The sequence below is a fragment of the Corynebacterium sp. genome (assembly GCF_030535495.1).
Classification (GTDB): domain Bacteria; phylum Actinomycetota; class Actinomycetes; order Mycobacteriales; family Mycobacteriaceae; genus Corynebacterium.
This window is the reverse complement of record NZ_JAUNRW010000034.1, coordinates 1-21176: the sequence shown is the minus strand read 5'-3', so window position 1 is coordinate 21176 and position 21176 is coordinate 1. Positions and strand designations below refer to the sequence as shown.

At 66.0% G+C, this 21176-nt stretch carries 17 protein-coding genes and 1 pseudogene; 6 read left to right on the top strand and 12 right to left on the bottom strand.

The window, feature by feature from the left end; genetic code table 11:
• Positions 1–182 precede the first annotated feature (182 nt).
• The 3 genes from Q4F73_RS06105 to Q4F73_RS06095 are packed head-to-tail and all read right to left on the bottom strand — an operon-like array spanning position 183 to position 3533.
• Positions 183–779, bottom strand: coding sequence for a CueP family metal-binding protein (locus tag Q4F73_RS06105; RefSeq protein ID WP_303358471.1), 597 nt, complete (start codon positions 777–779; stop codon positions 183–185).
• The gene (locus tag Q4F73_RS06100; protein ID WP_303358470.1) at positions 776–2863 is read right to left on the bottom strand and encodes a heavy metal translocating P-type ATPase; all 2088 of its coding nucleotides are present in this window, start codon (positions 2861–2863) and stop codon (positions 776–778) included. The genes Q4F73_RS06105 and Q4F73_RS06100 overlap by 4 nt, the downstream gene beginning before the upstream one ends.
• A gap of 31 nt (positions 2864–2894) precedes the next feature.
• Complete coding sequence (locus Q4F73_RS06095; protein ID WP_303358469.1) at positions 2895–3533, bottom strand: DUF305 domain-containing protein; 639 nt, start codon at positions 3531–3533, stop codon at positions 2895–2897.
• A 268-nt stretch (positions 3534–3801) separates the two neighbouring features.
• On the opposite strand from Q4F73_RS06095, the gene Q4F73_RS06090 reads away from it, so the two are divergent.
• Positions 3802–4560, top strand: coding sequence for a response regulator transcription factor (locus tag Q4F73_RS06090; protein ID WP_303358468.1), 759 nt, complete (start codon positions 3802–3804; stop codon positions 4558–4560).
• 92 nt (positions 4561–4652) lie between these two features.
• Positions 4653–5723 carry a cell wall metabolism sensor histidine kinase WalK gene (locus tag Q4F73_RS06085; RefSeq protein WP_303358472.1) on the top strand — a complete coding sequence of 357 codons (1071 nt, stop codon included), beginning with the start codon at positions 4653–4655 and terminating at the stop codon, positions 5721–5723.
• Here the strand turns inward: Q4F73_RS06085 and Q4F73_RS06080 are convergent.
• The 3 genes from Q4F73_RS06080 to Q4F73_RS06070 form a co-directional block, all read right to left on the bottom strand.
• Positions 5683–6903, bottom strand: a complete 1221-nt coding sequence (locus tag Q4F73_RS06080; protein ID WP_303358467.1) for an MFS transporter — start codon at positions 6901–6903, stop codon at positions 5683–5685. The two genes, Q4F73_RS06085 and Q4F73_RS06080, sit on opposite strands and share 41 nt — an antisense overlap.
• A gap of 36 nt (positions 6904–6939) precedes the next feature.
• Positions 6940–7305, bottom strand: a complete 366-nt coding sequence (locus tag Q4F73_RS06075; protein WP_303358466.1) for a metalloregulator ArsR/SmtB family transcription factor — start codon at positions 7303–7305, stop codon at positions 6940–6942.
• A gap of 100 nt (positions 7306–7405) precedes the next feature.
• The gene (locus tag Q4F73_RS06070) at positions 7406–8050 is read right to left on the bottom strand and encodes a TetR/AcrR family transcriptional regulator (protein ID WP_303358465.1); all 645 of its coding nucleotides are present in this window, start codon (positions 8048–8050) and stop codon (positions 7406–7408) included.
• Between the two features lie 84 nt (positions 8051–8134).
• Here Q4F73_RS06070 and Q4F73_RS06065 point away from each other — a divergent pair, with 84 nt between their 5' ends.
• The 4 genes from Q4F73_RS06065 (at position 8135) to Q4F73_RS06050 (ending at position 13172) form a co-directional block, all read left to right on the top strand.
• Positions 8135–9529 carry an MFS transporter gene (locus Q4F73_RS06065; protein WP_303358464.1) on the top strand — a complete coding sequence of 465 codons (1395 nt, stop codon included), beginning with the start codon at positions 8135–8137 and terminating at the stop codon, positions 9527–9529.
• A 92-nt stretch (positions 9530–9621) separates the two neighbouring features.
• Positions 9622–9834, top strand: a complete 213-nt coding sequence (locus Q4F73_RS06060; RefSeq protein ID WP_303358463.1) for a heavy-metal-associated domain-containing protein — start codon at positions 9622–9624, stop codon at positions 9832–9834.
• Between the two features lies 1 nt (position 9835).
• Entirely contained in the window at positions 9836–10831 is a 996-nt protein-coding gene (locus Q4F73_RS06055) for a heavy-metal-associated domain-containing protein (protein ID WP_303358462.1), read from the top strand.
• Positions 10821–13172, top strand: a complete 2352-nt coding sequence (locus tag Q4F73_RS06050; RefSeq protein ID WP_303358461.1) for a cation-translocating P-type ATPase — start codon at positions 10821–10823, stop codon at positions 13170–13172. Before Q4F73_RS06055 ends, Q4F73_RS06050 begins: the two co-directional genes overlap by 11 nt.
• A gap of 133 nt (positions 13173–13305) precedes the next feature.
• On the opposite strand, the gene Q4F73_RS06045 is transcribed toward Q4F73_RS06050, so the two are convergent.
• From Q4F73_RS06045 to Q4F73_RS06025, 6 genes and pseudogenes are all read right to left on the bottom strand, one after another.
• Entirely contained in the window at positions 13306–14292 is a 987-nt protein-coding gene (locus Q4F73_RS06045) for a hypothetical protein (RefSeq protein WP_303358460.1), read from the bottom strand.
• Between the two features lie 252 nt (positions 14293–14544).
• Positions 14545–14967, bottom strand: a pseudogene (locus Q4F73_RS12515) (TniQ family protein); the annotation flags it as partial.
• A gap of 5 nt (positions 14968–14972) precedes the next feature.
• Positions 14973–16469 carry a hypothetical protein gene (locus tag Q4F73_RS06040; protein WP_303358459.1) on the bottom strand — a complete coding sequence of 499 codons (1497 nt, stop codon included), beginning with the start codon at positions 16467–16469 and terminating at the stop codon, positions 14973–14975.
• Positions 16466–17386 carry a TniB family NTP-binding protein gene (locus tag Q4F73_RS06035; protein ID WP_303358458.1) on the bottom strand — a complete coding sequence of 307 codons (921 nt, stop codon included), beginning with the start codon at positions 17384–17386 and terminating at the stop codon, positions 16466–16468. Before Q4F73_RS06035 ends, Q4F73_RS06040 begins: the two co-directional genes overlap by 4 nt.
• A 110-nt stretch (positions 17387–17496) precedes the next feature.
• Entirely contained in the window at positions 17497–19560 is a 2064-nt protein-coding gene (locus Q4F73_RS06030) for an integrase (protein ID WP_303358457.1), read from the bottom strand.
• Positions 19561–19667: 107 nt separating this feature from the next.
• Positions 19668–20387, bottom strand: a complete 720-nt coding sequence (locus Q4F73_RS06025) for a TnsA-like heteromeric transposase endonuclease subunit (protein ID WP_303358456.1) — start codon at positions 20385–20387, stop codon at positions 19668–19670.
• Positions 20388–21176 lie beyond the last annotated feature (789 nt).

The window sequence follows — 21176 nt, the reverse complement described above, 5'->3', positions numbered from 1 at the left end:
ACTCGGAGAACGGAGGGAACGGTGAGTACCCGCTCCCAGGCCCGCCCGACACGTCTGTCGCCATGCAGTCCAGATTAACGAGGCAAGCCGGTGAAACTTGACGAATTCCCGGCGGCACCGAGGACCCTGTCAAGGTAGCCGCTCGGCCCGGTCGGCGAACACGCCTGAGCGCAATGGCGACTTCAGGTCAGTTGCAAGGTAGTCAAGCAGGTCGGATCGTCGTCATCGGTCGTGACGCGCGCGGTCGCCGTCCTGTCGCCCCGTTCCACGGTCACTGAGACGGCGCTGTCGCGGGGCAGCCAGAGGCCGACGAAACCGTTCTCGTAGGTCGTGTGGGCGCCCTCCACGATGCGCTCGCCGGTGGACTCGTCGGTGACGGTGATGGTCACGTCCTCGTTGGCGAGCTCGCCTCGGCAGGTGGTCAGACTGTGGAGGTGGCACGGGTGGGTGATGGTGTCGTACGGCGCCATCGAGAGATAGAACTGGTCCTCCGGGAGGGGGAGCGCCGCCAGTTCCTGGCCTCTGCTGGTGAGGACCAGATCGGTCGGCTGCACCGAGGCGATCAGGTCGTCCGGCCTCTCCGCGACCGGCATCGTGTCGAGCTTCTCGATGATCTGCCTCGCGTCGAGTCCGGCGAGACCGTAGGACTCCAATGAGGAGGCGGAGGCTTCTGTCGACGCGTCCTGGGCCGGGCTCGGCGAACACCCTGTGAGGGTCACCGCGCCGGCGGTGAACACGGCAATCGCGGCTCGTCGCCGGAAGCGGCGGGTGGCGGTCATCGAACGTTCATCCTTTCGTTCGCCCGGGTGATCGAGTCGGGACGCAGGTCGAGTCGGCGCAGCAGCTGCGCGTTGAGGGCGACGACCACGGTGGACAGGGACATCAGGACGGCGCCGACGCTCATCGGCAGAACGAATCCGATCGGGGCCAGGACTCCGGCGGCGAGCGGGACGGCGGCGATGTTGTAGCCGGCGGCCCACCACAGGTTCTGCTTCATCTTGCGGTAGCTCGCGCGGGACAGCTCGATCACGCAGAGGACGGAACGGGGGTCCGAGCTGGCCAGGATGACGCCGGCGGAGCCGATCGCCACATCGGTCCCGGCGCCGATGGCGATGCCCACGTCGGCTTGAGCCAGAGCGGGGGCGTCGTTGACCCCGTCGCCGACCATGGCGACCTTCCTGCCTTCGGACTGGAGTTCGGCGACCTTGGCGGCCTTGTCCTCGGGTCGGACTCCGGCGAAGACCCGGTCGATGCCGAGCTCGGCGGCGACGGTCTCGGCGACGGCGCGGGCGTCACCGGTGATCATGACGACCTGTGCCCCGGCGGCGTGGAGCGCGTCGACGGCGTCGCGGGATTCCTGCCGGATCTCGTCGGCCAGCCGCAGCGCACCGATCACCCTGCCGTCCGCGAGGACGTGCAGGATGATCGCGCCCTCGGCGCGCCACTGGTCCGCGATGCCGAGTTCGCCGAGGCCGCGCTGCTCGAGGAGGTAGGGGCCGCCGACCTCGACGACGGCGCCGTCGACGGTGGCCTTCACCCCGACCGCCGGTGAGGAGGAGAAGTCGGTCGCCATCGGCACGGTGAGTTCGCGGGCACGCGCGGCGCCGACCACCGCCCTGGCGAGCGGATGCTCGCTGTCGCTCTCCGCCGCGGCGGCGAACGCGAGCACCTCGTCGCCGTCGCGCCCTTCGTTCGGCTCGATCCCGGTGACGGTGGGCTCGCCCTTGGTCAGGGTGCCGGTCTTGTCGAACAGCACGGCGTCGACCGTTCGCATCGACTCCAGCGCGAGGCGGTCCTTGATCAGCACGCCGCCGCGGGCGGCACGTTCGGTGGCGATCGAGACCACGAGCGGGATCGCCAGCCCCAGCGCGTGCGGACAGGCGATCACGAGGACGGTGATCCCGCGGACCACCGAGACGTCCGGCAGCCCGAGAGCGGCCCAGACGGCGGCGGTGACGGCGGCAGAGACGAGCGCGAACCAGAACAACCACCCGGCCGCGGTGTCGGCGAGCCGCTGGGCACGCGAGCTCGAGGCCTGCGCGTCGGTCACCAGCTTCTGGATGCCGGCCAGGGCCGTGTCGGCGCCGATCGCGGTCACCTGGACCCGCAGGCCCGAGTCGGTGGCGACGGTGCCCGCGACCACCTGGTCGCCGATTCCGCGACGCACCGCCTTCGACTCGCCGGTGACCATGGACTCGTCCATGCTGGCCGAGCCGTCGACGATCCGCCCGTCGGCGGGTACCGACGCCCCGGGACGGACGATCACCACGTCGTCGACCACCAGGTCGGCGGGGGCGACAGCGACCACCTCGTCGCCGTCGACCTTCTCGGCCTCATCGGGGAGCAGGGCCGCCAGGGAGTCGAGCGCCGACGTCGTCTGCGCCAGCGAGCGCATCTCTATCCAGTGGCCGAGCAGCATGATCACCACCAGAAGGGCCAGTTCCCACCAGAAGTCGAGCTCGTGTCCCAGCAGGCCCAGGCTCGACCCCCACGAGGCGAGGAACGCCACGGTGATCGCCAGGCCGATGAGCAGCATCATGCCGGGCTGGCGGGCGCGGATCTCCGAGACCGCACCGGTGAGGAACGGGCGGCCTCCCCAGAGGTAGATCACCGTTCCGAGGACGGGGGACACCCACCGCACCCAGTCGGCGTCGGGCAGCCCGTAGCCGACGAGGTGAGCGAACATCACGTTGGAGCCCACGGCCGGCACGGCGAGGACGGCCGTGATCCAGAACAGTCGACGGAACTGACCGACGTGGTCCCCGTGCCCCGCGTGACCGCCGTGATCCTCGTGGCCGGCGTGATGCTGCCCCTCGTGGCCGTGGTCGTGTGCGTGCTCGTGGTAAACGTCCGACTGACTCATCTCTTTACTTCCGTATTGCTCGCTTCCCCAGTCAGAGCGCGTCCAGCATGCCGCGCATGGTGTCGATCTCCTGCTGCTGGGTGTCGATGATGGTCCGGGCCAGCTCGACCGCGGGCTCGTAGCGGCCGGACGACACCTCGTCCTCGGCCATGGTGATGGCGCCCTCGTGGTGGGCGATCATCTGCTCCAGGAACATCTGCGCGGCGTCGACACCCTCGGCGTCCGACAACTGCTGGATCTCACCCTCGGAGAGCATCCCCTCCATCATGGACATGTCGTGACCACCGTGACCGTCCTGCGGTTCGGTTGGCTCGCCCCACTGCTCGAGCCACCCCGTCATCTGCTCGATCTCGGGACCCTGCGCGGCCTTGATCTCCTCGGCCAGCGTCGTGATGTCGGCCGGGATGCCGTCCTTGGCCAGGACGATGTCGCTCATCTCGATCGCCTGCTGGTGATGGGGGATCATCATCTGCGCGAACATCACGTCGGCGTCCGCGTGGTTCTCGGCGCTGTCGGAGACGGCGGTCCCACTCGCGGCCGTGGAGGCCGAAGGGCTTGTCGAGGAGGTGGCGGACGCGGTCGACGCGTCGTCGGAGCTGTCGGTACAGGCCGACAGCGTCAGGGCTGCGGCGGTCAGCGCCGCGGGGAGGAGCAGAGCGGTACGGGTCATGGTGGGGACGTCCTTCCGGTTGGTGCGCAGGTCGGGCCGTGCCCGAACAGGGCGGTGACGAGTAGCAGCGTCAGCGTCCACAGGATGGCGACCAGTGCCGCGACACCCGTCAGTGCGGTCATCCCGATCACGGCTCACCTCCTGCGGCTGGCTCCTCGGCCAGAGTGGCCGCTGCGTCGCGGGTTCTCGATGGAGTTCGTGTGAAGGTTTGGTCAAGGTGCCCGCCGGGTCGACGCACCCCACCTCCTCGGGCGCGATGATGGCCGTCATGTCCTCTGCTACTGATCCCGGCGCCGGCCGCACGGGCACGCGCGTACCCACGGGGCTCCGAGCGTTGGTGGTCGACGACGAGGAGGCGCTGGCCGACCTGATCGCCTCCTACCTCGAGCGCGACGGGTTCGACGTCACGACGACCGGGGACGGCCTCGCCGCGGTCGACCTGGCCCGCCGGGTCGACCCCGACGTCGTGGTGCTGGATCTGGGGCTGCCCGGCCTGGACGGGATCGAGGTGTGCCGGAAGATCCGCACGCACTCCGACGCCTATGTCGTCATGCTCACCGCCCGAACCGACGAGGTGGACACCCTCATCGGGCTTTCCGTCGGCGCGGACGACTACATGACCAAGCCGTTCAGCCCACGCGAGCTCTCGGCCAGGATCAAGGCGATGCTGCGTCGGCCCCGGACGTCGCCGACCGGCACCGGCGACGTCGAGGCCGCGGCTCGGGTGCTGACGGTCGGCGACCTGACAATCGACACGGCGGGTCGAGAGGTCACCGTAGCCGGAGACGCGGTCGCTTTGACCCGCACCGAGTTCGACATCCTCGCCACGCTCGCACGCGACCCCGGGGTCGTCGTCACCCGCGCGCAGCTGATGGCGGCGGTGTGGGGGCCGAATTGGGTGGGCGACGACCACCTGGTCGACGTCCACATCGGTCACCTGCGACGCAAGCTGGGCGACGACGCCACGCTCGGGCGTTTCGTCCGCACGGTCCGCGGAGTCGGTTACCGCATGGGTGACGGCCGATGAGTGCCACCGGAGTCCCGGGTGCCGCGCGGACGCCCTCTTCCGCTCGACGACGCCTCGCCGGGTTCAGCTTCGGCACCCGCCTGCTCCTGGCCATGTCCAGCGTGGTCGTCGGGTGCGCGGCCAGCGCGTGGCTCGTCGCCTCCGCGCTGGCCCCCGGCATCTTCCACGACCATCTCGGGCAGGCCGGCATCGACCACGACTCCGCCGAGGCAGCACACGTCGAAGAGGCCTTCACCGTCTCGATCGTCCTGGCCTGGGGGCTGGCGGCGGGCATCGCGGTGCTCCTGGCGTTGCTCACCAGCTGGTACCTCACCCGGCGCGTCCAGCGTTCCGTCACGGTGGTCACCTCCTCGACCGCCGACATCGCACAAGGGCGGTACGCGACCCGCGTGGCGAGCCCGATGCTGGGGCGGGAGTTCGACGAGCTGGCCTCCAGCGTCAACGAGTTGGCCCGACAACTCGACTCCACGGATGCGACCCGGCGAAGAATGCTCGCCGACCTCGGTCACGAGCTGCGCACCCCCTTGGCCACCATCGACTCCTACCTCGAGGCGGTGGACGACGGTGTCCGTTCGTTCGACGACGCCACACGGACGGTGCTGCGGACCTCGACCCGTCGGCTCGAGCGCCTGGCCTCGGACATCATCGCCGTCTCCGACGCGGAAGAGCACCTCACCCGCCTGCACCCCTCCGCCACTACCACCGACGAACTGGTGGCCGCGGCGATCACCTCGGCCCGCGAATGGTACTCGGACAAGGGCGTGCAGCTGCGCGCGGACGAGTTCACCCCGGTCGCCGTCACCGTGGACGTCGAGCGCATCGGCCAGGTGTTGGGCAACCTCCTCGACAACGCACTACGACACACGCCGACCGGCGGGACCGTGACGGTGGGGGTCGCGACACCGCGGCCGGGAACCTTCGCAATCACCGTCGGCGACACCGGGGAAGGGATCGCGGCCGAGCACCTCGATCATCTCTTCGACCGCTTCTACCGGGTCGATCCCGCCCGCGGCCGGAAGGCCGGCGGCAGCGGGATCGGCCTGTCGATTACTCGGGCACTCGTGGAGGCCCACGGCGGGCGGATCCGGGCGAGCAGCGAGGGGCCGGGGCACGGGGCGCAGTTCACACTGGAACTCCCCTGCGCGGGGCCGCGCGCCAGGTGACGACGGCGACGATCGCGCCGAGAACGCCGATTCCCACGAGAACCAGTGCGACTCCGGGAAGCCCGATCCTCGCGCCGAGGACGCCGGCGAGGGGATAGGTGAGGAGAAAGCAGGCATGGGAGAGGGAGAACTGCGCGGCGAACACCGCCGACCGGTTCTGCTCGGAGCTGTCCCTTCGCAGGAGCCTGGCAGACGGGGTGAGGACCAGGGACGTAGCCGCCCCGAGGAGAAGCCACACGATCAGCAGGGCCCCCCATCGCAGGCCGGCGGGCATCCACACCATCACCGCGGCCGCGCCCAGGAGCAGGACCGGAAGCGCGAGGCCCCCGGTGAGCATCACCCGTCGATCGGAAATGGTCTCGAGGAGTCCTGGTATGGCGAGGGCGACGAGCATCGAACCGGCGCCGTAGGCGGCGAGCATGAGCGCGACGTCGGATTGGGTGCGGCCGAGATCACCCTGGACCAGGACGATGGTGTTCACGATCACCATCGCGGTGGTGGTGGCCACGACGAGGTTGAGCCCCATCAGTCCGCGCAGTTCTCCGCTGGCCCAGAACGCCCGCACTCCGCGAGTGAGTCGATCGAGGAATCCCGCCGGCGGCGGCGCCTCGATCGAGGGGAACCGGCAGGCGATCACCAGGATCGCCGAGACGGCGAACCCGACCACGGTGCCCACGAAGAGGTTGCGGTAGCTCATCACCACGAGCAGCGCGGCTGCCAGCATCGGACTCACCAGCGACTCGAGGTCATAGGCCAGGCGCGAGAGCGACAGCGCCCTGGTGTACTCGGCCTCGTCCGGCAGCACCGAGGGGATGACCGCCTGGAACGTGGGCGTGAACGTAGCGGAGGCGGACTGGAGTAGGAAGATCAGGACGTAGATGTGCCACGCCTCGGACACGAAAGGCAGGGCCACGGCGACGCCGGCCCGGATCACGTCCGCGCCGATGAGCACCGTCTTACGGGGCATCCGTGACAGAAGCGCGGTGGTGAGCGGGGAGACGGCGACATAGGCGAGCATCTTGATGCTCATCGCCGTCCCCATCACGATCCCGGCGTCACCACCGGCGATGTCGAAAGCGAGCAGACCCAGGGCGACCGTGAGCAGGCCCGTACCCAGCAGAGCGATGACCTGCGCGCCGAACAGTTTCGCGTAGACCGGATGTCGAAGAACGGTAATCATCATCGCCTCACGGTGGATCAGCTGTGAGCTACACCGTCACGGCCTCGGGGCGTGGTGGTGCGGAGGGATCTGGCCTCCCGCCACTGCGTGCTCGGCCTGCTTGAGTGCCTCGAGGACCAGGGCGAGCGCGTGCTCGTCGACGAGCCGATAGAGGACGCTGGTCCCCTCTTGCCGCGTGGTGACCATGCGCGCCATCCGCAATCGCGCGAGGTGTTGCGAAACACCGGAGGGCTTCTTCCGGACGATCTCGGCCAGCGCATTCACCGGCAGCTCGCCCGACTCACGCAGAGCGAGCACGATCCTGATCCGCGTGGGGTCGGACAGGATCCCCAGCACCTCGGCCGCGAGATCGACGTACTCCGACGAGGGACCGATCGCACATTCGTTAGTATCCGCGCTCATACGCAGATACTAACACTGCCGATCTACCGCAGGCCCGCACCGGATGGCGACTCGACATCGGCCCGGCAGTCTCCGGTATTTTTCGACGGCGCGATAGTCCTCATTGCGAGTCGACGTCGCCGGTGGCAGTGAATGCGGGGATGAGGATCGCCTCGATGAACAACGGCGCATCGTCAGAGTTGAGGCGTCCGAAGCGCACTTCCTCGGCGGCTCCGTTCATGACGACGTGGGTGGTGGTGAGCAGCCAGCTCACCGGCAGGTCGCTGCGGAAGGCGCCCTCGCGCTGACCTCGTAGCAGCAGTCCGCGCATGCGGGCCTCAGCCTTGGTGTGCATGTCACGGATGCGCGCGGCGGGCAACTCCTTCTGCGCGGCCGCGAGCAGGGCTCGGGACTGATCAACCAGTGCCCAGCTGGAGGTGACTAGTGCGCGGAACGCGGCGGTCGGTTCTCCGTCGAGTGGGACCTCACGCAGCACCTCCTCACCACGCTCGATGCTCTCGGTCAGGGCGGCGTCGATCAGCTCGGCTCGGTTCTGGAAGTGCCCGTACAGCGTCATCCGCCCGACGCCGGCCTCGGCGGCGATGTCGGCGACCGAGGCGTCGGCGTCCTTGCGGATCGCTGTCACCGTCGCGGTCAGGATCTTGATCCGGTTCCGCTGCGCGTCCGCCCGCTGATTGGCGGCCCGATTCCCGGACGCCGGCACCTTCCGGGTGCGGTTTCCCCGGGCGCCCTTCTGGGTCGGCATTCTCCACCTCGCAACTCGTATTGGAATGTATGAGATAGTGTAGCCGTTGAAACCCGTACATCACTGATTGAGTTAGGAGTCGAGATGACTACTCACGCCTCGGCCACCACAACAGTGGGTGCCCACCCACGACGATGGCTGGCACTCGCCCTGTTGGGCACCGCGCAGTTCATGCTGATCCTGGACGTGACGGTCGTCGCGGTGGCACTCCCACAGATGAGCGTCGATCTGGGCCTGTCACGCGAGGCCGTGACCTGGGTGGTCGCCGCCTACACCCTGACCTTCGGCGGCCTGATGCTGCTGGGCGGCCGGAGCGCGGATTTGTTCGGCTCCAAGCCGATCGTCTACGCCGGACTCTTCGCCTTCGCGGTGGGCTCGCTCGTCGCCGGGCTGGCTGATAGCGGCACGACCCTGCTTGCAGGCCGGGTCACCCAGGGTCTTGGGGCCGCCATGCTCTCTCCCGCAGCCTTGTCCGTCGTGGTGCGACTGTTCATCGGCGACGAACGCAACAGAGCCCTCGGCATCTGGTCCGCCCTGGGCGGCGGCGGCGCTGCGGTCGGCGTGCTCCTGGGTGGACTGATCACCGCCGGGCCCGGGTGGCCGTGGGTGTTCTTCATCAACATCCCCGTCGGCCTGATCGTCCTTTTCGGACTGCTGCGTGCACTGCCGCCCCTACCGCCGGGCTCCGGACAGCGAGCTTCGCTCGACGTGCTGGGCGCCCTGCTGGTCACGGCGGCAACCGGGTCGGCCATCTACGCATTGACCATCGCCGGAGAGGATGGCTGGACCAGCGCGCACACGCTCATCGGTGCAGGTGCAGCGATCGTGCTCTACCCGCTCTTCGGGTGGCGACAGAAGACCGCGACCTCCCCCTTGATGGACCTCGGCCTGCTAGTTCGCCGACCGGTGGGGGCCGGAGTGTTCGTGATCATGATCGCCACCGCGCTCATGGTCGCCGTGTTCTTCCTCGGCACCTTCTACTTCCAGCAGCACGCAGGGCACGGTCCACTGGCCACCGGCTTGCTGTTCCTGCCGATCGCCGCAGCCACCATGACCGGAGCCAACCTCGGCGGCCAGCTCATCGGCCGAGTCGGCGCGCGCACCCTCGGCGTCGCCGGGATGACCGTCGCAGCAGTCGGACTCGCGATGCCCGCGCTGTGGCCCACCACCGTGGCAACCACGGTCGGCGTCAGCTTCGGCGCCTTCGGCATCGGTGCGCTGTTCGTGGTCGCCTCAGCCACTGCTCTGGGGCAGGTCGGCCCGGAGGAGGCGGGCATCGCGTCGGGCCTGCTGAGCACCTTCCACGAGTTCGGCGCCTCGGTCGGCGTCGCGACGGTCTCCAGCCTCGCCGCTGCCAGCCTTGCGGCGGGAGGCGGTGAGTCGGGCTTCCAGCAAGCGTTCGGGTTCGCCGCTGCGGCTGCCGTCATCGCCGCGGTGGTGTCCCTCGTCGCGATTCCCAGGCCCGCCAAGGCCGCATGAGCGGGTGGCGATCCTCTCCGATTGAGGGATACCCCCAGGGGGTATATTGTCGGAGACATCCAAGTCGTACACGAGTGAAGGAGTTGAGCATCATGGCAACGAAGACGGAGTTCCAGGTGACCGGGATGACCTGCGGACACTGCGAGGGATCGGTGCGAGCCGAGGTCTCGCAGGTTCCGGGCGTGACCGGGGTGGAGGTCAGTGCCCAGACCGGGCGACTGGCCGTGACCAGTGAGCAGCCGGTCGAGGACGCCGCGGTGATCGCGGCGGTCGACGAGGCCGGCTACGCCGCGGTCAGGAGCTGAGATGAAGGCGCCTGCGCGGCTCGGCCTGTACGGCGCGGGGCTGGTGGCCGTGTTCGCCGTGGCGTTCGCCACGGCGGGCGCGGTCGTGCCCGCCGAGACCGTGCAGGCCTGGACGGAAGAGAGTGGCGAGCACGCCGCGCACGACGACGAGGAAGGAGACGACATGAACGGCGAGGGCGGACACGCGGGCCATGACGCGGGCGCGTCGTCGCTGGGACTCGGCGTGGCACAGGACGGCTACCAGCTCACCGGCGTCAGCGCCCCGAGCGCGACCGGTGCCGACGGCGAGTTGTCGCTGACCGTGACCGGTCCCGACGGGGAGCCGGTGACCGACTTCGAGACCGAGCACGAGAAGGAGCTGCACCTGATCGTCGTGCGCGCCGACGGGCAGCAGTTCCGTCACGTGCAGCCCGAGATGAATCCCGACGGCGTCTGGGGGATCCCATGGCGGTGGGACGTGGGCGGGACCTACCGGGTGTTCGCGGACTTCGTCCCCGCCGACACTGGGGAGGCGGTCACGCTCTCTACGACGGTGCAGGTGTCCGGCGTCTTTCGGGCGGTTGCGGCAGAGCCTGCCACGGAAACCTCGGTCGACGACTTCGACGTCGCGGTGACCGGTCAGCTCATCGCGGGTGAGTCCTCGACGCTGACCATGACCATCACCCACGACGGACAACCGGTGACCGTGCTGGAGCCGTATCTGGGCGCGTTCGGGCACCTGGTGGCGCTGCGTAATGGCGACCTGGCATACCTGCACGTCCACCCCCACGGCGACGCTCCCCAGGCCGGGCAGACATCTGGCCCGGAGGTCGTGTTCGAGGCCACCGCCCCGACCGAAGGCCGCTATCTGCTGTTCCTGGACTTCCAGGTCGATGGGCAGGTGCACACCGCGCCGCTGGTGATCGACACAACCGGGAGCAGCGGCGGTGGCTCGACGAGTAGCGGTGAGACCCGGGATCAGCACGGGCATGAAGAGGGAGAGGACCATGGCAACTGAGGACCTCAGCGCTGACAGTGCCAGCTCCGGAGTGGGCCTGGCCGTCGAGCTGCAGATCGGTGGCATGACGTGCGCGTCGTGCGCGAATCGGATCGAGAAGAAGCTGAACAAGCTCGACGGCATCACCGCGAGCGTGAACTACGCAACGGAAAAGGCCAGCGTCACCGGCCCGGAGGGCTATGACCCGCAACTTCTGGTCGCGGAGGTGGAGAAGACCGGCTACACCGCCGAGCTCCCCAAGCCTGCCAAGGGCTCCGGCGAAGGCGCGGACGATGAGGGCGAGTCCCGTGAGGAAGCCGAGCTGCGTGTCCTGCGCCAGCGGCTCATCGGCTCCGCGGTGCTCGCGGTCCCGGTGATCGCGATGGCGATGATCCCGGCGCTGCAGTTCGACTACTGGGGCTTCGCCTCCCTGGCCCTGGCCGCACCAGTGGTGGTCTGGGCCGGGTGGCCGTTCCACAAGGCCGCCTGGATGAACCTGCGCCACGGTGCCGCCACGATGGACACCCTCATCTCGGTCGGCACCACCGCCGCGATGATCTGGTCGATCATCGCGCTGTTCTTCGGCACCGCCGGCGACCGCGGCGTCGTCCACCCGTTCGAGTTCACGATCTCCCGCTCCGACGGCCTCGGCCACATCTACCTGGAGGTCGCCGCCGGGGTGATCACCTTCATCCTGCTCGGTCGCTACTTCGAGAAGCGCTCCAAGCGACGCGCCGGAGCTGCCCTGCGTGCCCTGCTCGAACTCGGCGCGAAGGAGGTCTCCGTCCTCCGGAACGGCAAGGAAGTGCGGATCTCCACCGAGGAGCTGAGCGTCGGCGACGAGTTCGTGGTCCGACCCGGTGAGAAGATCGCCACCGACGGCACCGTCACCTCCGGCAGCTCCGCGATCGACGCGTCCATGCTCACCGGGGAGTCCGTGCCCGTCGAGGTAGGTGAAGGCGATGCCGTCACCGGCGCGACCGTCAACGCCGGCGGACGCCTCGTCGTCCGCGCCACCCGGGTCGGTTCGGACACCCAGCTGGCGCAGATGGCCAAGCTCGTCGAGGACGCCCAGTCCGGCAAGGCCGAGATCCAGCGCCTCGCCGACCGCGTCTCCGGGGTGTTCGTCCCCATCGCCATCGCGATCGCTGTCGCCGCCCTCGGCGCCTGGATCGGGGCCGGGTTCCCGCTCTCGGCCGGGTTCACCGCCGCGGTCGCGGTACTGATCATCGCCTGCCCCTGCGCCCTCGGACTCGCCACCCCGACCGCACTGCTGGTCGGAACCGGCCGCGGTGCCCAGATGGGTGTGCTCATCAAGGGCCCGGAGGTGCTGGAGTCCACTAAGCGCGTGGACACGATCGTGCTGGACAAGACCGGCACCGTCACCACCGGCAAGATGACCCTCACCGACGTGATTACCGCCGACGGCACCGACCGGGCCGAGCTGCTGCGCCTGGCCGGGGGCCTGGAGGACTACTCCGAGCACCCCATTGCCCAAGCCATCGCCACCGGTGCCAGCGCCGAGGTCGGCGACCTGCCCACTCCGGAGTCGTTCGAGAACGTCGAAGGCAAGGGCGTTCAGGGCGTCATCAACGGTCACACCGTGCTCGCTGGACGCGAGTCGCTGCTGGCCGAGTGGTCCCAGCACCTCGATGAAGGTCTCAAGACTGCCAAGCAGGCCGCCGAGGCCGAGGGTAAGACCGCGATCACGGTCGGCTGGGACGGTGCTGCGCGTGGCGTGCTCGTGGTCTCCGATCAGATCAAGCCCACGTCCGCCGAAGCGATTCGCCAATTCACCGAGCTGGGGCTGACGCCGGTGCTGCTGACCGGCGACAACCAGACGGTGGCCGAGCAGGTCGCCGCCGAGGTCGGCATCACCAAGGTGATCGCCGAGGTGCTCCCGAAGGACAAGGTCGATGCCGTCGCCCGCCTCCAGGACGAGGGCAAGGTCGTCGCGATGGTCGGCGACGGCGTCAACGACGCCCCCGCCCTGGCCCAGGCCGACCTGGGACTGGCCATGGGCACCGGCACCGACGTCGCCATCGAGGCCGCCGACATCACCTTGGTGCGCGGCGACCTGCGCGCCGCCGCCGACGCCATCCGGCTGTCCCGCAAGACTCTCGGCACGATCAAGACGAATCTGTTCTGGGCCTTCGCCTACAACACCGCCGCCATCCCACTGGCCGCTTCCGGGTTGCTCAACCCCATGCTCGCCGGCGCAGCCATGGCGCTGTCCAGCGTGTTCGTGGTTTCCAACAGTCTCCGGCTACGAACCTTCAAGGCGCGTGCAGACTATGCCACGCAACTTGAAACGACCGGTGGGGCGCTAGCCCGGCGTCCAGCGCCGGCTTGGCCCGCCTGAAAGGCTGTGTGCCCCTCGCCGTAACCCGGTATGAAGGCATCGAACAGCCGAGTGTAGAGAATCGCATAAGTGGAAGTCTCGAAGTGCACCTGACCCGCTGGCGGACGGGGTAAACCCCCTGGAGTGGTGGGGATCAATTGGCTGCGATCACTACAGTACGAAGGCCGCTTTTCGCTGGCTCCTGGAGGCGCTCGCAGAACGCACGGAAGTAAGCCTTGTCCTTGGATGTGGGGGCTGCCACCCACCCGGGGCTTGTCTCAATGTCTGCATGGGCGACTTCGCTCCACATCCAGGTAATCGCGTATGGCAGCGCAACTCCCCGCCGGCGCGGATTCTGGGAACTGGCCCAGTCGGGGAACCATGTCTCGGGCTCCGAGGCCAGCGTCCTGACGACGAACTCGATTCTCCGGTAATCGGTATCGCGATCCAATGCCTCGACTACGTACTCCAATGCACCTGCGAACTCGGATTCAGACAAGTTGAGGAACTTGGTCACCGCTCGCGCGGTTTTCGGTCCAATCTCCGCCTGGAATCCAAGAGCGACCGCCGAATCTGTCCATGACCGCCCAGGTCGCGCGATCTTCGCCAGACACAGGCTGATGAATCGCCGACCCACAGTCGAACGCGATCTCATGATCGGCGCAACATGCTTCTCATAGATGTCTGCAGGTATGACCTGCGGAATTCGCGAGTCATCCAAGTCCGTTCGAATTCGAATCTCGAGTTGGCGGGACGGGCTTTGGTTCGTGTGCAGGCACTTCTCCACGATCGTTCCCAGCATCGGTGCGTGTGGAGTTCGATTGCGTATCCAAGCGGCCTGGCCGGCCTGAGTGTTCGGGATGTGGGTTATCCAAGGGTCAAGCAGAGCCGCCGCTTCGTCGATAGTCGAGGCGGTCAGAATCTCATGTGCGGCTGCTATCGCCTCACCGCGGACCTCTGGGTCGTCGGCCGGCCTGATACCCCACCGCGGCCCTCGGAGTTCCGTCCGCCGCTGGCCCGCTTCCACTCGCAGTCGTCTCGCCCAGTCCTTCCCTTGGTCGGGGGCCGAGCGCGTTGCGATGTGCATGAGAAGCACGGTCAGTGCCCGCAGTTCGGCTAGGTAGAGCTCCGGCGATGCCACTACCCCAAGGCATTGCTGCGGGATCCCCGCTAACGCTTCGCGCACCGCTTTGCTCGCTTCGACGGCTGTGGGGGGTGCCTGTGTCACAGAGTGCATCAGGACCGAATGGCGGCAGTTTCGTCGGGGTCCGAGAGGATTTCCGCAAAGTTGCTCGGCGGAAAGATCGGGCCTGAGGGGACTTGCCCTACGGCTCCGGAAGCGTTGGCCACATTGCTCGCACGAGGGCACCAAGTAGCTCACGTGCGTGTCGCACACCGCGATGTGCGGAAGCCTCCATTCGATGAGCCAGCGTCCTGATCGAAGGCATTTGGGACAGACCTGTGTGCCCTGCAAGGGAAACCAGCCGCGGGCCGAGAGCACCCGAAAGGACGCTACCGATGGTTCCTCGAAGCCGCTGAAGTCCAACGGCCGGCAGTACGCGAAACGCTGCAGGGTCGCGCTCCTAGCGTCATCGATTCCCAGAGCCGTCAGAAGCTCAATACGCCCGAGTAGCTCGTTCGATGGCTGAACGAGTGCGAACAGCAGCGATCCCGAGCCCGGGCGGGGATCGAGGAGCCGAACCATGTCGACTGCGGTCAGCTCGTTGGCGACTGCAACCCTCTCCAGAAAGGAGTCGAGAGCTTCCCCGTCAGTGAGTTGCACCCGGGCAGGCAGACGATGGATCGAGCTGTTCATGGAAGTCAGCCGGCTCGGTGCTGGCCCCGTTGGACCTGTCGAGTTCCCGCACCGGTCGACTCCTCGGGGAAACGCTCGCGACTTCGGCCTTCGATGTCATCAATAACAGAATCGCGGAGCTCAAGAAGCTGCAGCTTCTGTTCGACCGTCATCTGGGCATCCAACCGCCAGATTTCTTCGAGGGGTACAACGCCGTCCGACCTCAACTCCGGCCCGGGCTCCAGGGTCTGCAACCACAGCCAATCTTCGAGAACGTCACGCATCCCAGGGCTCGCCCCGATCTCAGGAACCAGCCATTTGACTGCCGGACCGGGAAGCCCGATCCTGCCGGGGCGCGCCCCGCGAGTCCGGCGGTCGCCAAGAAGCTGCGTCAGTTCCACTGCGAAACTTGTAGGCGTGATTGGCGACCCTCCAGTAGGGCCAATCGGACGACGAGAACGTTCTGCAGCCTTGAGCACGGATTGCGCCTGGCTTCCCGGCCCCATTCTGTATGTGGCCACGGCTTCGTGGACGTCGTTGCACGACTGCCGCAGCGCGTTCCACATTCCCGGCGCGCCTTGACGACCCCACCAATCCTGGCTTTGCAGGGTGTGCCGAACCTTGCCCCGCCTCCCAATGAAGATCATCGGGACGTCGTCCTCGTGAAGGCCATGTACATCGACGAGCCAGGCGATCCGCTTTCCGATGAGCAGCAGACTGGCGATCTCCTCTAACGCCTGCCGTCGCGCAAGCTCCACGCTCTCTTCGCGCCCATCTTGGTTGACACGTCGTTCGCAGAGAACCCGGAGGTTTCGTCTTATCTCTTCGTCGAGATGTCTGCAGTTCACGATCGGCAGCAGACTGTTCAGCAGTATCGCCGCGTGTTGAGGTGTCCGGATGTAGTACTCACGTGTGATCTGGACTTGCTCCAGCCACTCGAACACGTGGCGTGTCCCCGGCTGGACCTCATGGGGCCGTACTGCCTTGCTGAGGCGTTGCAGTTCCTTCATGAGCGAAAGGAGTCGGACTCCGGCGAAGAACGCGTCGGTGTTGTCGCACAGGAGCATGTTGGCCCGAGCCTGGAGCGTCAGGGCCTTATCGCTGGCCACCATCACTTCTTGGGGTCCACGATGGTCGACCTGCAGGTAGACGCCGTGCTCCTCGCAGGCGAAACGCAGCCAGGTCTTCTCGCAGTGAGTCCGAATCCCTTGTGCTTCGCAGAGCGGACAGATCCACCGGGAGCCCTGGAGGAGGCCAGGTATCCGGGGCGGTGGGTGGATCAGTCGATGCCGGGCGCACAGGGCATCAAGTTCGTCTTCCCGAGCGGACAGCCGGTGAGCGAGCTGACTGAGTGGAAGGGTCTTGCGGCTCGTCAGGTCTGCTGCCGTGAGACCGGAACACCCCTTGAGTACTAGCGATATCGGGATGTCGTTGGCATCAGCACATCGGGAAACGAATGACGCCAGCGTCTCCTGCCGGGCTGGAGACAGCCGTGTGGGCAGCCTGGGGGCGTTGGCCATCATCGTTGCCGTCCTTCCAGGCGGGCCTGCCCTTCTTCTGCGCGAGCACTCAGTCGAACCGACTTGATGTGAGCCCGCGTGATGGCACCGGTCCCGTCCGCTATCGCACTGCCGGCGCTCTCTGCGAGTAGGTCACGCAGGTCTCCCAAGTAGCCCTGCGTGCGCGTCCACAGCAGTCCAGCAAGCTGATCATGCAGGTCACCGGGCTCGGACTGCGGAAGATGCGGCGCGAGAAGGAGCTCCTGCTCCGCCAGCAGCATCTGCCATTGGAGACGTTCGGCGTCCGTCCCTGCGGCCATAGGGCCAAGTGCGTGCGTCTTCAATCTCGCCGCAATCTGCGGGTCCGTGAGGAGCTCGCCGCCCTCGAGATCGGCGCCCACTAGGACTATCGATGCACCGAGTTCCCCAAGCTCCGTGTTGAGAACCTTCACGTGATCGAGAACTTCCCTGCCGATTCGCTGGCCCGACTTGAGAAGATGTGCATCGTCGATGATCAGTAGGCGTACGCGATGCCGTTCGCATGCCCTGAGCATCCGTCCGGTCTGAAGGCGGGCCACGCCTTCCCCGGGCAGCTCCAAGAACTCGAGGATCACGGCGTTCAAGTCCTTGACTCTCGCCGCCGAAGGCAGGTTCACCCAGCACACCGGGACGACGTCGCACTCAGTCTGAGCATCTGGGAACCAGACTGGAGTCTCGTCTGGGCCCGAAGTCGCGTACTCCGCCGTCCACTGCAGATATCGATCCTTTGCCCACTTCCGAACGAGTGAACTCTTGCCTGTCCCGTTCGGACCGGTAATGGACGCGAAGGTCTTGGCGCCAGGCGGCGAATCGAAGTTCGCGGTGACGACCTCTGAGAGCTGTGCTGAAATCGACTCGCGGTCTGAGGTCATCAGAAAGTTCCAGCGGTACCACTGGCTCACCTCAGTCGCGTACTGGCGACGGGCAGTCTTGTCGGAAAGGCATGCCTCTTCGAGTACGTCAGGTGCGCGTACGTCGGGCTCGATACATGACCTGTGCCATCGGCGCGCAGTCACAGCTGTTCTCCGACATCACCGAGGTCCAATTTGCCCCACGGGGCATCGAAGTCGACGACCGCACTTCCGACTGCCTCCGAAACCAGTGGCGCCGCTCGCAATGGATCTCTAGCCGCTGCGTCGACTGCTTCGCCTAGGTCCTTCCGAGACTGAGCTCTGCGCAATCGCGCTGTGCGGATTCGTGCGGGTTCAGAGAACCGCTCGGCGTGCGTCGTGAGCTCGGACAGCTCGTCTGCGAGCAACTGCCGGACATGTTCGGGATTGATCCGCTTGAATCCGTCGCGGTTCCTGACGATCGTCCACGCAGCATCGACGAGCGCGTCCGTCATAGGAGCATCGGTTAGTCCCGCACCTCGCCACGGGATCTCATGAACATCTCCAGAGATGGGGTCTCGGAACCACAGTCGACTCAGGTCATGCGGATCACGGCAGAACGGCGCGCTCGCGTCCTTCTCCCGGAAGCGTCCCTTGCGGCTATTCCTGTAGGCATCCAGGCACTCGGAATCGTAAACGAGGCCCTTGACCTTTACTCCGTCATGTCTAATCACTCCCCAGTGGATCGGGAGGAAGTCGAAGACCATGTCGGCTCTTTGCGGCACATCGATGCGACCGGTGACTTCGGTGAGGGCATCCCACATTTCGAGCGGAGTCAGTTTGACATTGGGCTCACCGGGGATGTGAAGGCCCGAATGTGCCGTCCGGTGGTAGTCCAGACTCACAAATCGTCGGAGATGCTGTTCCAGTTCATGGGCGGTGAGTAGAGCTTCGGTTTCGACCTTGGCGCCGCGCTCCCCAGTGTTCCTGCCTTTGTATCCAGGAATCTGCTGCCAGGCGCGCTGCAGAGTCTCGTGGAAACGCTCGATGTGGGGATTGTCTGTTGGTCTACCTCCCCGCGTCGGCAAGAAGTCGATTCCGAGGGACGCCAGGAGGTCCTGGAAGTGATTCGACTTGAAGTTTGCACCAAGATCGCTGCGGACTGCATCTGGCATCACAGAGGGGATGACGTGTTCGCCTTGGAGGGTGTCGTAATCCGGTACTACGTCGGTCTTGCCATCAATCGTGGTGGGCAAGTGAACCTGGTCCGGCAGACCGCACCACCTCCAGTCAGAGATAGACGTACCTTCGACCAGCATGGAGAAGGGCCGGCACACGTCATAAAGGAGCAAACCGGCGTCAACGGCGTCCGCGGACTTTGGCACGACCCGCAATGCCAGTATTACGCGGGTCGCAACATCGATCGCGGATAGCACTTCCACACTGAAGACCTCGCCCGTTTCAAGGTCTCTCACCAGACAATCCGCTCGCGTCGCATCGATCGCGATCACCTGGCCGGGCCGAATCGCCGGGTAGTGTTCGTAGCCCGAGGTCTTGCGGAGCGACTGGGTCTTCTGCGTCCTCGTCGTCGATCCACGAGTGTGCATCAGCCATGACAGATACTGGGACTTTGTGCGCTTCGCAGGTGGTTTATATTCCAGTCCGCTTTGCTTCAAAGCTATTGTGATTCGTCGATCGAGTTCACCGATATTGACCGAGGATCGATCTCCGTCAAACGCCCTGGCCATCGATTCTGCAACGTCTCGATATGTCGGGTCGATCTGATTCCATTCCTGCCGTGGCCTAAGAGCACGTCCGTCGATCAGCCCGATGAGTCCGAATTCTCGCCACCTCCGGATCCAACTTCGAATCGCACTACTTGAGGGAGAATCACCAGAGTAGTGACCTTGCGCGCGCCTACGGCTACGAGCGCGGTCGAGCTCGAACTCACTTGCCAGGTAGTCCGCCATCGCTTCTGCTCGCCGGGCCTCGGATGCCCCACTTGGGCCGAACGGATATCGTGGCTCGCCGGGTCGCGCCAGCTCGGCGTGACCTTCTCTGTATCCCGTCACAACCTCCATTACGATCTCGAGCCGGAATAGAGCCGCCTCTCTAGCCTGGTCTGACAGCGCCTCCCACATGGGCTGGAGCGACGCCGACATCGCAGCGATCTGCCCATCTTTCACAACCCGAGCTTCCGCTAGGTCGCCAAAACGGATCATCACCGCTTCGCCCGTGGCAGTCATGAACTGCAGTCCGCTGGGTAGGACACTGGTGACGCGATGGAGGCCTTCTGGAACGAGAACGAGGTCACCTAGTTGGATTTGGGTACGCGCCCTTGGCCGGCGATCGCTCATTGCGCACCAACCGAGGTTCGGATCTCGCTGTTGAGATCGATTCGACTCGTCAGGTCGCATTCGAGTTGCCCGGACCAGATGAGGTGCCAGATCCCCGCTTTCACGAGGCCGTCCCCCCGGTCCAGTCGCATCAGTTCGCCGAGCTGCACGGTGCCGCGGAGTCGAACTTCTTCGATGAGGAGCGGCCGCACGGATTCGATCCAGCTCGGCGGCCGACGAAAACCGCCCAGCCATAGGAGGTTCAGCCGCTCCACTCGGCTGAGTTCGGAGAACACCGTGTAGCTCCACCCAAGAGCTGAGCAGGCTTCTCTAGTGACAGGCATGGCGTTGAGGAAGTCCTCGTCCTGCTTCTCGACTGGCCGGACATCCCAGATCGTCACTTGTCCGACCGTGTCCACCGACAAGAGATCCGGAATATGGGACCGCCGTCCTGTGCTCGCCTCCCAAGAAATCTGGCAAGGCTGCGGCGTCAGCCAATCGACTCGAGGGTCTCTATCCAGCTTGCGCACGAGGTCGTGTTCGAGGCCAGACTCCACATCCAGCACACCACCGATGGTGTGACTCCATGGTCGGGCCGCGATGTTCCTCGACCGCGCATTTGCGCGAACTGCTCGGAAAGGTCTTAAACATCGGAAGTCGGTCGGGCCGAGCTCCTCGCGCCACTCCTGCGCTCCCTGTATTCCTTTCCACCGAAACGACCATGTCACCTTGGTCATCCGGCTGCCCGCCAAGGGTTGACGAACCGGGTTTCGAAACGATCTGCTAGACAAGACAAGGGAATCTTCCGCTGAGGTTGTTCCTGCGATCACAGGCGAAGCCCCACAATCTCCGTGTGGGTGGATCCAGCGAGAAGGTCGGGTGGCCGCCCGGCCTTTCTTCGCATTTTCGGCGTCTTACGCCGACGTGTGGTTCTACGTCGTGGCCTCCCCCGAATTCCTGAGCGCCTGCGCCAGTAGGTCGGCGACGACTCCGCTCACGGGCTTCTGGCTCTGGTGTGCAGCTTCATAGACCTGCGCGGCGAGCTCCGCTGGCAGCCTTGCTGATACGAGGACGCGCTCGTTCGGTCTAAGTTGCTGTCCACGCGCACGAGGCCTGCCAGTTCGCGCCGGGTGAAGGTCAACCCGAGGTGCACGGTCAGCAGGCGACATGGTGGGCCTCCAAGCACGACACAGATAAGTGATCTGGCCTCACGCCCCACGATATGCGCCACACACTCCACTTTTGGCAGAACCGCCAAACAGTGACATCTACATATGTAAAGCGAACAAAAACTGCAGGCCTTCTACCTGCACTTATGCAGACAGCGCATTTTCCAGATTGACAGGTTCGGAACCCCGAGAAACACCGTTACGCGGCATCTTCGCAGGTCATGAGCACTATTTGGGCTTGGCCGCATGCAAATCCTGTCAATCTGGAGAGCGATTCTGTCAATCTAGACTGCACAGCGACAACGTCGCTCACAATCCCCGCGCCATGTCCACGAAGCGCGAGTAGTGGAGCTGGTG